This window comes from Falsigemmobacter faecalis, from assembly GCF_003863335.1.
Taxonomy (GTDB): Bacteria; Pseudomonadota; Alphaproteobacteria; order Rhodobacterales; family Rhodobacteraceae; genus Wagnerdoeblera; species Wagnerdoeblera faecalis.
Window position 1 is genome coordinate 1 of the sequence record NZ_RRAZ01000058.1, and the last position, 11,328, is coordinate 11,328.

Genomic DNA, 11,328 nt, shown 5'->3' on the forward strand with positions numbered 1-11,328 from the left:
GTGTCGGCCATCGGGCCGATCTTCGGTCAGCTTGGCTTTTTCCTGACTAGATCTATTTTCGATAAGGCCGGATTATGATCTAAACCTTATGAAGCCCGGCCAGGGATTGACCGAGATCACGACTGCAGTGCTCATAGGATTGAAACCTATTCTTGAAGAATTCAATCCAAATTTGGTATTGGTGCATGGTGATACAACCACAACGCTAGCCGCTTCCCTTGCAGCCTATTACCAAAAAATCCCTGTGGGCCACGTCGAGGCCGGATTGCGTACCGGGAATATTCTTTCGCCTTGGCCCGAAGAGATCAATCGCCGCCTCACAGGCGCGATCACCGACCTACATTTTGCACCCACTGTACGATCGCAAGCCAATCTTATTGCAGAGACGATTAATCCAGAGCGCATCATTGTTACCGGAAACACAGTTATTGATGCACTTTTTGACGTTGTTCGGATGTTGGAATCGGATATATCGCGAAGCAATGAGTGGAGTAAAGCCTTTGGCATTAACTCCGCAAAGAGGATGATCCTCGTTACAGGCCATCGCCGAGAAAGCTTCGGGGGCGGGTTCGAGCGGATCTGCCAAGCTCTAGCAAAAATTGCTGAACGCGACGATGTACAGATTGTTTATCCCGTTCACCTCAATCCAAATGTAAAGGGACCAGTCGAGAAAAACCTAAGTCATTTAAGCAATGTCCGCCTTATCCCGCCTCAGGACTATCTGCCTTTCGTTTGGCTGATGAGCCAAGCCGAAATCATTCTCACTGATTCCGGAGGGGTGCAGGAAGAAGCCCCTTCCTTGGGTAAACCAGTGTTGGTAATGCGGGACACTACGGAAAGGCCAGAAGCCGTGGACGCCGGCACCGTTCGTCTCGTTGGCACTGACGATGCCCGTATTGTCTCCGAAGTCACGCAGCTTCTCGATGACAAGGTCGCGCGAGAAAAAATGGAGCGAGCGCATAATCCATACGGTGATGGCCAAGCTTCTATCCGCATCATTACCGCCATTCGTAATTACGCAAAATCCCTCTGAAGATTATCAAACTATGAAAACTGCAGAATTTAAAAGAATTTCGGTAATTGGCCTTGGTTATATCGGCCTACCGACTGCGGCTATGTTCGCCTCCCGTGGAGTCGAAGTGGTCGGTGTAGACGTCAACCCCAAGGCAGTCGATATCATAAATCGGGGTGAAATTCACATAATCGAGCCAGATCTCGATATTGTGGTACGTTCTGTTGTGCAGCAGGGAAAACTTCGCGCGACTCTGACCGCTGAGCCAGCCGATGCATTTATCGTAGCCGTGCCAACTCCCTTTAAAGGCGATAACCATGATCCGGACTTGCGCTATATTGAGGCGGCCGCAAAATCTATTGCCCCCGTACTTAAGCAGGGCGATTTGGTTATTTTGGAAAGTACTTCCCCAGTAGGTGCAACCGAGGCCATGTCGGTATGGCTTGCTGAATCACGTCCCGATCTCAGCTTTCCCCAACACCGTGGTGAAGAGTCAGATATTCGCATTGCACATTGCCCTGAGCGAGTATTGCCTGGAAAAGTAATGCAGGAACTAATCACCAACGATCGAGTCATCGGTGGAATGACAGCACTTTGCTCAGAGCGAGCATCCGAGCTATATCGCCTCTTTGTTACAGGTAAGTGTGTTATCGCTTCCAGTACGCGAATTGCGGAAATGGCTAAGCTTACCGAGAATAGCTTTCGTGATGTAAACATCGCTTTCGCAAATGAGCTTTCTCTTATTTGCGATAAGATAGATATCGATGTGTGGGAACTTATTTCACTGGCAAACCGCCATCCCCGCGTGAATATACTGCAGCCAGGCCCGGGCGTCGGTGGGCATTGCATAGCAGTTGATCCTTGGTTCATTGTATCTTCTGCACCTGAGCAAGCAAAGCTCATACGAACGGCCCGAAATGTCAATGACTCCAAGCCAGATTGGGTAATTCAGAAAGTTCGAGAAGCCATAAGAGAACACTTTTCCCATCAAAAAAATGTCTCGTCGACTGACATAAAAATAGTCGTCTATGGCATTGCCTTTAAACCAGATATTGATGACTTACGGGAGAGCCCAGCAATTCATATCCTTAAGAATTTAATTTCTGAGAATTTAGGTCATATTTTGGTGGTTGAGCCGAATATAGACGATCTACCTGAAGCGCTGAGCAACGCAGAGCTTATAGATCTTGATGATGCTAATGGGGATATTCATGTGATGTTGGTCGATCATACCCCTTTCAGGGGCATGCCTACCCCATCGGGTTCGCTTGTAGATATTCGAGGCGTCTGGAGCTAGGTTGAAATTATGAAAGCTCTAGAGGCGTGAGATTAATTCACCCCTTTAACGCTAAGATTGGATGATTTGGTCATTAATATTATCGGATCATCCTTCTGATATGCTGAGAAATACTTGGTAAGGAGAAGTGGTTGGCCAACCTAGCAAAAGGCGCATTTCAGATGCTAGCAGGTTCACTTTCTGCAAAAATAATTGGATTAGTCAGCGTTCCAATTATAGCGAGACTGTATGATCCGGAAAGCTTTGGCCTATACACCATGGTTGTGGCTATTGCTACCTGCCTTTCATTTTTAGTGACACTCACACTGCCATTTATGGCTGCGGGCACATCAAATGAAAGTTTGACACGTGATATGTTTAATGCAGCAAGAGCTATTACCTCGAAGATATGCATATGGCTAATCCCAATATTCATAGTGGGGGCGTTTATTATCTACCTTCTAGGGATGACGTTAGAAGTAATGATAATCGCAGCATTCATACCATTACTGACACTATCGATCGCGTATTCAGATATTTATATATCTGAAATATCCTACGATAGGAATTTTTCCACCGCATCAAAATATACATTTCTCAAGACACTAATTACAGAGACTTCTAAGATAGCAGCGAGCTACGTCGGTGGATCCTTTTCTCTTTTGGTATCGCACTCTTTAGGTCAATTTTTGTCACGTTGCGCATTTGCTCGGAATAGAGCAAATAAAAAAATGGAATTTCGCGAAGCGTTGAGTGTGGCGAGAAGACACGCTGATGATATTAAGGTTAGGGTTCCAGCTCAAATAATATCCCAACTCTCAGTCAATTTGCCTATGATACTAGTTTTATCAATTTATGGGACCTACAGCGCCGGCCTCGTTAGTGTGGTGACGTCGATAATGACCGTTGGAGCGATGATCATAGGGCAGGGTATAAACCGCGTTCTTTACGCGGAACTTGCGAGAAGATCAGTAACCGGAACCGTGAAAGACGGAGTTGTAAATCTTTTACTTACATTTGGGTTTTCGGTATTTACCGCCTCCGCGGTCGCATCATTGTTTCTCTGCTATTTCTCTAGTACAGTAGTGGAATTAGGACTGGGTGAGAAATGGTCTGGAAGTGAAAATGTTTTGGTTTCTCTTGCGATTTTTTTTCCTCTCCAAGTAACATCTTATGTTCTTATGTGTGTGTATAATTTCGGCGGTGCTCAGAAAAAATTTTTAACAATGCATAGTTATAGAAGTATTCTGACCGCGGCTGCATTTGCTACATCATTGTTTTTCAATTATAGTTTTGAATTCTCACTTCAAGTTTATAGTGTTGTCATGACAGTTAATTATTCAATTAACATTATTATGATGTTCAAACACATCCGAAAACTGTCCTGAAAGGAGTCAAAAATGCATAAATTTCTACGTGATACTCATAAGATTGGCTCTTTTAATGTAAGTGCCTTTTCCTCATTAAAAGAGGCGGTTGAGTATATATTCCCTGAGAGTGGGGAGCGGTTTTTTGGCGCATTGATTGCCGTCAACGCGGAAAAATTGGTAAAGTCTACTATCTCAACTGAGGTTATTAAAAACTTAGGCGGTAAGTCTATATTCTACGCAGATGGTTATCCCGTAGCTCGCATTTTGAAATCAAGAGGTTTAGCTTCTGAACGTATTGCTGGCGTCGAATTATGGGAAGCTTCGATTAATAGATGCTTTGACCTCAACCGAAAAATTCTTCTGATAGGTTCATCAGAGGATATAAACAAAACTGTCGCCCGCCTTCTATGTCAGAGATTTCCGGGAATTGATGTTTCTAGGATTAATGGGTTCTCCGCTGAGGATGATATTGTAGAGAAGGTAAGAAAGGAGAAGCCAGATTTTATCTCCGTTGCTATGGGCTCTCCCCGCCAGGAGGAATTAATTTCTAGGCTTATGAAGATTCACCCCGCTACTTATATGGGTGTAGGTGGCACCTATGATGTTTATTCAGGAGCAAAAAAGAGGGCCCCTAAATTACTTAGAAACAATGGGTTAGAGTGGCTTTACAGACTTGGTACGAATCCCACTAGAATTTTAAGATATGCGCCATTGGCGAAATTTTATCTATTATGGGTTTGTGGAAGATATAATATATAATATTTCATTTTATACATCATTCATTGAACGGCATTGTTTCAAAAGCCTACTGAAAGCTAGGATTCCTAGAGGCAGTCCATAGAGTTAAAATTTCGTGATGACAAAGCCTCAGCCTGCTCGCTATCGCACCACGAACTGAAAATGATATACGAAGCGTAACGGCCCGGTTTGTTCCGCCTTTTGAGAGGCGCTTCAGATCTATACGACGACAATACTGACGTCAGTAGTCCGCCCTGAGCAAAGCGTTTAGCCGGCCAAAGTCTGAGGTGGGTGAGGATCTCGCGAATATTGTGCCCGCAAGCATAGAGAACCGCCAAGATGGCGTCTCCGGCGGCGCCTTTCAGGAGGCATCGGTTGAGGCCTCCATCTGTTTTCATATGGCCAATTTCGGGCTCGATGGCACTGCGACGGCGAAGATCGGCGATGAGTGTTGGTGTCTGGTTGCGGCGGGTGCCGCCGATCTGAGCTACTCCCCGGAAATCGGACAGTGACGGAAGCTACGATCTGACGTCTGCTGATCTCCAAGAACGAGGAGATTAGCACATGAAGAAGCGTAAGCGCTGTTTTGGCCCCACCTATTCGGCTCCATTCTGATCTGAGATTGGACATTCATCGTTGGGTGGATGGGAGTTTCTCCAATGGAGCCTACAATGGAGTTTCTCCAAAATGGCACGGCGCGTCGGCGGAACCGGCGATGGCCTGACGAGGTCAAAGCACGGATCGTTGCTGAAACGCTTTTGCCCGGGGCCAGTGTGAGTTCGGTGGCACGTCGCCACGGGATTACGGCCAATCACATTTCCAGCTGGCGCGGTCGGGCCAAACGGGGGGATCTGGTTTTGCCAGCTCCCGAGACGGCCATGGAATTTGCGTCGCTGGTGTTGGGGTCGTCTTCTCAGCCTTCAGTCTCCGAGCCACTTGCGTCCTATCCGACTGAGATCAGCTAGTTCGGCCTGAATAATCCTCAAATATCTGATTTCATGCAGAATTATGGTGATTTTTCTCGCTTTGTATTGCAGGATTTCGGATAATCTCATTTGAAACCCTGCAATTTCGACTCTCGCCATGAAGCACCGTCCTCGCATTGAAGAACAGGATGACCTCTTGCGGCCGCGCCTGGTCGATCTGATCGATCCGCGCCATGAGCTGGTGAAACTGGCCGGTATGATCGACTGGGAGGTTTTCGAGCGGGAATGGTCCGGCTTCTTTCCGTCCCACCGCGGCCGCCCCGCGACACCGCCGCGCGTGGTGGCAGGCCTGCTCTATCTGCAGCACGCCTTTCGATTGTCGGATGAGGCGGTGGTGGCCCGGTGGGTCGAGAACCCCTATTACCAGCATTTCACCGGCGAGGTGTTCTTCCAGCACCGCCCGCCGATTGACCCCTCGTCTTTGACCCGCTGGCGGAAGCGGATCGGAGAAGAAGGCGTGGAATGGCTTCTGACGCAAACGATCCGTGCGGGGCAGACCTCCGGCGCGATCGACCAAAACAGCCTTAAGCGGGTAGCGGTCGATACCACGGTGATGGAGAAGGCGATCGCCCATCCCACGGAATCCCGGCTGCTCGATCGCGCCCGCAGCCAACTGGTCGCCCTGGCGCAGGAGGCCGGGATCGATCTGCGCCAGTCCTATGCACGTCTCTCACCACGTCTTGCCTTACAGGTGGGCCGCTATGCCCATGCCAAACAGTTCAAACGCATGCGTAAAGCGTTGAAGAGGCTCAAAGGTTATACTGGCCGGGTGATGCGGGACCTGCGCCGTCACCTGCAGGATATCCCCGAGGGAGATCTGAGCAGGCGTCTCACCGCCAAACTGGCGCTGGTCTCGCAGCTGCTGCATCAGCCTGCAAAGGGCGGTGACAGGATCTATGCCCTGCATGCACCCGAAGTGGATTGCATCGCCAAAGGCAAGGCGCGGGTACGCTATGAGTTCGGCTGCAAGGTCAGCATCGCCACCAGCCTGGATGAGGGCTTCATCCTCGGCATGCGCAGCTTCGCTGGCAATCCCTATGACGGCCATACGCTCCGCGAGGCGCTGGAGCAGGTCGAAATCCTCACCGATCATCGCCCGGAACTGGCAGTCGTCGATCGCGGCTACCGTGGTCACGGCGAGACCAAAACCCGTGTCCTGATCAGCGGCACGCGGCGCGGCCTGACACCAAAGCTCATCGCCGATCTTCGCCGCCGCAGCGCCATCGAGCCTGAAATCGGCCATATGAAAACCGATGGCCGCCTCGGCCGATGCCCCCTGAAAGGCGCCACCGGAGACGCCATTTTTGCGGTCCTCTGCGCCTGCGGCCACAACATCCGGAAGATCCTCGCCCACCTCAGGCTTTGGCTTGCCTGTATCATGGCGGCTATCTGGGCTGCAGCGAGAAAGGAAAACCAACGCTCCCAAGCAGCTATCGCTTGCTGAACACTTTGTTCAGAATGAACCAGCTATGGTCCGGTCACGATCCGTCTGGGATCAGATGTCTCAGTCGCCCGCATTGCCGCGGTTGTCCATGCCCTTATGGCGGCGGGATGATCGGATCGTCCCACAAAGTCCGGGTGATGGTGGCGACACGGCCAATCGACTTCCGGACAGGCCATAACAGCCTGGCGGCGATGGTGCAGAATGAGCTGCGCAAGGATCCCTTCACCGGCACGATCTTCGTGTTCCGTGCCCGCAAGGCTGACCGCATGAAGCTGCTCTATTGGGATGGAACAGGCTTGGTGATGGTCTACAAGCGGCTTGAGGCGCACAACTTCATCTGGCCTGCGGTGAAGGATGGGTTGATGACGATGAACGCGGCACAGTTCGACGCCCTTTTTGCCGGCCTTGACTGGCGCCGGCTCAGGCCCTTGCAGGTGGCGGCTCCGCAGGGCGCAGAATAGCATTATTTACAGGCCGATCTTGCGATTTTATGCCGTGATTTAAACGGCATATGCTAAGTCTTGGCTATGCCGGACACTCACGATCTTCTCGCCGAGATTGCCAGTTTGCGTGCTCTTCCGGAGCAGACGCAGGCGGCCAACCTGCGCAAAGATGCCCGGATCGCAACGCTGGAGAAGCTGGTCGCTGCCTTCAAACAGGCGGCCTTTGGTAAGCGTTCCGAGAAGGCAGATCCTGATCAGTTCGATCTCGCGCTGGAGGATATCGAGACGGCTATGGCGGCCGTTCAGGCGGAAGAGGATGCCGAAGATCGTGCAGCTCAGCGTCCTGCCAAAAAGCGCAACGCCAACCGCGGCGCGCTGCCTGCTCATCTGCCTCGCATCGAGGTCATCGTCGAACCTGACAGCCTGACCTGCACCTGCGGGGGCGGCCTGCACTGCATCGGAGAGGATTGTTCCGAGCGCCTGGATGTCATCCCGGCCCAGTTCCGTGTCATCCTCACGCGCCGCCCGAAGTATGCCTGCCGCCCCGGACACCGATGGGGTCGCTCAGGCACCGTCTGCACCGCGTTTGATCCAGGGCGGTTTGGCGACTGAGGCCACTATCGCACATGTTCTGGTCAGCAAGTATGCCGACCACCTGCCTCTCTATCGGCAAGCTCAGATCTATGTCCGTCAGGGTGTCGATCTCGATCGCTCCACCCTCGCGGATTGGGTGGGCCGCGCCGCTTTCGAGCTGCGCCCCGTCTTCGACGCCCTGATGTGGGACCTGAAGCAGTCCACAAAGCTCTTCATGGATGAGACACGTGCCCCCGTCCTTGATCCCGGGGCGCGCAAGACCAAGACCGGATACTTCTGGGCGCTGGCCCGTGACGACCGTCCCTGGGGCGGAACGGCACCGCCTGCCGTGGCCTTTACCTATGCCCCCGGACGGGGCGGCCAACATGCAGAGCGTATCCTGCAGGGATTTAGCGGCATCCTGCAGGTGGATGGCTATGCCGGATATAACCGGTTGTTGGCGCCTGACCGAAGCATCCGATTGGCTTATTGCTGGGCTCACGCGAGGCGAAAGCTGATCGAGATCATCCGCATTGGGCCGGCTCCAATCGCACAGGAAGGCTTGGGCCTGATCCGCACCCTATATGCCATCGAGGCAGAGATAACCGGCATGGATCCTGAGGCTCGCCTGCAGGCCCGTCAAAGCCGCTCAGCGCCCGTGATGGCGGAACTGTCCCAATGGCTCACACAAAACCGTGCCCGCCTATCGCCCAAATCCAATCTCGGCGAAGCGATGGCTTATCTGGCCAGATATTGGGATGGCTTACAGATCTTCCTGACCGACGGCTGCGTCGAGATCGACAACAACCCCGTCGAGCGAACAATCCGACCCATCGCCCTCAACCGCAAAAACGCGCTCTTCGCCGGACATGAGGCCGGCGCAGAAAATTGGGCCATGATCGCATCGCTGATCGAGACCTGTAAGCTCAACAAGGTCGATCCCTTCGCCTGGCTCAGCGCCACGCTAACAGCCATCGTTCGGGGGTATAAGCAGTCTGAGATCGATCAGCTCATGCCATGGGCATTCAAGCCGGACGTGTGACCGGCACAGCGCTTACGGTTCAAAGCGATGGGCCGCATGAGGTTTTCCACGCGGTTGCTGTCGATCTCGACGCGGCCGTCGGTCAGGAAGGTCTGCAAACCGTCCCAATGGTTATGGATATAGGCGAGCTTCTCGCCCAAGCGCGATTTGGCCGAGATCTTGCGGCGCTGCTCTTGCAGCCATGCGCCGAATGCGGCGACCAGGGGCGCGGAGCTTGTCTGGCGTCCGGACAGGCGTTGGCCGGGCGAAACACCGCGGATATCGGCCTCGATGGCATAGATCCCGGCGATGCGCCGCAGGCCCTCGCGGGCGATCTCGGAGCCATCCTTGTCGAAGACTTCCTTCAGTTTGCGCCGCGCATGTGCCCAACAATGGGCCACACGGATCGGGACGCCGCCTTTGCGCGTGGCCTTGGTCAGGCGGTTGTAGCCTGTGTAACCCTTCGTCGGCAAAACGCTCCCCCGGAGCGTTTTGTGACCCTCCTCAGTCTGCAGGATGCCGTTGAAGCCTGCGAGGAACGTCTCGCCATGTTCGCCGGACCGGCCGGGGGCTGAGGTGCAGACCACGCCGGGCGGATCCTCTCCGCCCCAAGCCCGGTCATCGCGGGCCAATGCCCAGAGATAGCCGGTTTTGGTCGCGCCACGCCCAGGGTCAAGGACGGGTGCGGTGGTGTTCTGCGGGGCTTACGCGGCCCCACAGGGGCTACGGTCCCCTGCGAACTCCATGAAGAGTTTGGTCGAACGCTTCAGCTCCTGGGCCATCCGCCCCACGATCGGGGCCAGATGGAAGGCGGCTTTGCCCACCCAATCGGCCAGCACCGCGCGGTGTAGCTCCAGACCGTTCCGGGCAAGGATCTGGCTCTGGCGATAAAGCGGCAGATGATCGGCGTATTTGGAGACCAGCACATGGGCAATTGTCGCCTCGGTCGGCAGACCAGCCGTCACCAGATGTGCGGGTGCCGGCGCCTGCACCACGCCGTCGGTGCAGGCGCGGCAGGCGTATTTGGGACGCACAGTGACGATGACGCGCATCTGGGCGGGCACGATGTCCAATCGTTCGGCTCACGGTCCTCGCCGATTTTGTGCAGTCTTTCATGCCGCGCCATCGGTCCGAGCGGCATGACGACGCCACAGCCGCACGGGCAGATCAGGCTGTCGGGTTCAATGACTTGCACGATGCGCGGCAGGTCGGCCGGCAGATTGCCGATGGTGCGTCTGATCGCGGGCCTGGCAGCCTTCAAATCAGGATCAGGCGCCATGCCCCGCTGCAGCCTGGCCTCTTCGACCTCCGCCAGCGCGATGGAAAGGTCTTCGAAAGCCAGCTGACGGTCGTCCCCGGACAGCTTCTCGGAGCGTTTGCCGCGCAGGGCGTGGTTCAGCTCGGCAATCAGATGCTCCTGGCGACGGGTGATCTCTTTGAGCGCCGTAACCTCTGCGAGCAATGCCCCGACCGCCGCACGCTCACGCGCAGGAATAGCCGAGAGGTCGATGACAAGCGCTTTTGACATGGCCGGAAATTAGCGCGAATACCCGATAAAATCACGTCAAATCAGTATCTTTTGGCTCGATTTCACTCTGCCCGTGCAGGTGCTTTGACCTCCAATGGGCGCACCTTGCGCCAGTCCAGCCCCGCGAACAGAGCCTCGAACTGCGCGCGATTGAGGGGCATCGCTCCGTCGCGCACTGCCGGCCAGACGAAGCTTGACGCTTCTAAGCGTTTATAGGCCATGACCAGCCCCGTGCCGTCCCAGAACAACAGCTTCAATCGGTCCGCCCGTTTGGAGCGGAACACAAAGACCGTTCCCGTAAAGGGTGCCTCGCGTAGCATGTTCTGCACGAGCGCGGCCAAGCCATCATGGCCTTTGCGCAAGTCGACCGGACGCGTGGCGATCAGAATGCGCACGCCATGGGCGGGCATCAGCATGGCTGCATGGCCAAAGCATGGGCGATCCCGGCGATCCGCACGGCAGGCGTATCGCCGGCCAGCTCCACCACGACGCTCTCCAACAGCAGCCGGATCGGTGGTGACGCGCTTGGCGCGACGGGTGGCGCTTCATCCCGCACCACAAGCGGGGCAAAGATGGGCTCAGCGGCGTCACCCCACAGCGCCGGCAGGACAAGCCTGCCGGTCTTGGCCAGCCGCCGCCAGGCGGACAGCTGGTTGGGCTGGATGCCATAGCGCCGCGCAACCGCACCGACAGAGGCCCCATACGCCAGCGTCTCCGCTACGATCCGCGCCTTTACATCAGGCGGCCACCGGCGATGGCCTGAGGCAAACACATCCACACCCAGAGATGTGAGAAACGCATTTTGAGCACACATTGCGAAACGAACTCCCCTTCAAACAATGGGAGAACGCCTCGCAGTTATGGCAGAGCCAGACAATGTGGGGGCCAGCGACTTGCAATTACCCATAAGTTTCCGGCGGCGGCTTTGCCATGCGTG

Annotated in this window: 9 protein-coding genes and 3 pseudogenes; 8 read left to right on the top strand and 4 right to left on the bottom strand. The window is 54.4% G+C overall.

From position 1 onward, the window contains the following. Window positions 1–106: 106 nt before the first annotated feature. From wecB to EG244_RS19430, 4 genes are all read left to right on the top strand, one after another. Window positions 107–1,033 (top strand): non-hydrolyzing UDP-N-acetylglucosamine 2-epimerase, encoded by a 927-nt coding sequence (wecB, locus tag EG244_RS19415; RefSeq protein WP_325050407.1) that lies wholly within the window; start codon window positions 107–109, stop codon window positions 1,031–1,033. Then, window positions 975–2,309 (top strand): UDP-N-acetyl-D-mannosamine dehydrogenase, encoded by a 1,335-nt coding sequence (wecC, locus tag EG244_RS19420; RefSeq protein ID WP_325050409.1) that lies wholly within the window; start codon window positions 975–977, stop codon window positions 2,307–2,309. The genes wecB and wecC overlap by 59 nt, the downstream gene beginning before the upstream one ends. 131 nt (window positions 2,310–2,440) lie before the next feature. Next, window positions 2,441–3,676 carry a lipopolysaccharide biosynthesis protein gene (locus EG244_RS19425; protein ID WP_124966816.1) on the top strand — a complete coding sequence of 412 codons (1,236 nt, stop codon included), beginning with the start codon at window positions 2,441–2,443 and terminating at the stop codon, window positions 3,674–3,676. Between the two features lie 12 nt (window positions 3,677–3,688). Next, window positions 3,689–4,417, top strand: a complete 729-nt coding sequence (locus tag EG244_RS19430) for a WecB/TagA/CpsF family glycosyltransferase (protein WP_124966817.1) — start codon at window positions 3,689–3,691, stop codon at window positions 4,415–4,417. A gap of 257 nt (window positions 4,418–4,674) precedes the next feature. Here the strand turns inward: EG244_RS19430 and EG244_RS21185 are convergent. Next, window positions 4,675–4,878, bottom strand: a pseudogene (locus tag EG244_RS21185) (transposase); the annotation flags it as partial. A gap of 189 nt (window positions 4,879–5,067) precedes the next feature. On the opposite strand from EG244_RS21185, the gene EG244_RS21355 reads away from it, so the two are divergent. The 4 genes and pseudogenes from EG244_RS21355 (at window position 5,068) to tnpC (EG244_RS19455) (ending at window position 8,884) form a co-directional block, all read left to right on the top strand. Continuing rightward, a complete protein-coding gene (locus EG244_RS21355) occupies window positions 5,068–5,361 on the top strand; it encodes a transposase (protein WP_158617376.1) in 294 nt (97 codons plus the stop codon). Between the two features lie 118 nt (window positions 5,362–5,479). Next, window positions 5,480–6,826, top strand: coding sequence for an IS5 family transposase (locus EG244_RS19445; protein WP_124966819.1), 1,347 nt, complete (start codon window positions 5,480–5,482; stop codon window positions 6,824–6,826). Between the two features lie 107 nt (window positions 6,827–6,933). Then, window positions 6,934–7,287 (top strand): IS66 family insertion sequence element accessory protein TnpB, encoded by a 354-nt coding sequence (tnpB, locus tag EG244_RS19450; RefSeq protein ID WP_158617377.1) that lies wholly within the window; start codon window positions 6,934–6,936, stop codon window positions 7,285–7,287. Between the two features lie 66 nt (window positions 7,288–7,353). Beyond that, window positions 7,354–8,884 (top strand): annotated as a pseudogene (tnpC, locus tag EG244_RS19455) (IS66 family transposase). Here tnpC (EG244_RS19455) and tnpC (EG244_RS19460) read toward each other — a convergent pair. From tnpC (EG244_RS19460) to tnpA, 3 genes and pseudogenes are all read right to left on the bottom strand, one after another. Beyond that, window positions 8,872–10,391, bottom strand: a pseudogene (gene tnpC / locus EG244_RS19460) (IS66 family transposase); the annotation flags it as partial. The pseudogenes tnpC (EG244_RS19455) and tnpC (EG244_RS19460) sit on opposite strands and share 13 nt — an antisense overlap. A 62-nt stretch (window positions 10,392–10,453) precedes the next feature. Next, window positions 10,454–10,807 carry an IS66 family insertion sequence element accessory protein TnpB gene (gene tnpB / locus EG244_RS19465; protein ID WP_124966820.1) on the bottom strand — a complete coding sequence of 118 codons (354 nt, stop codon included), beginning with the start codon at window positions 10,805–10,807 and terminating at the stop codon, window positions 10,454–10,456. Then, on the bottom strand, window positions 10,801–11,205 hold the full coding sequence (tnpA, locus tag EG244_RS21360) for an IS66-like element accessory protein TnpA (protein WP_267900303.1): 405 nt from the start codon (window positions 11,203–11,205) through the stop codon (window positions 10,801–10,803). Before tnpA ends, tnpB (EG244_RS19465) begins: the two co-directional genes overlap by 7 nt. Window positions 11,206–11,328 lie beyond the last annotated feature (123 nt).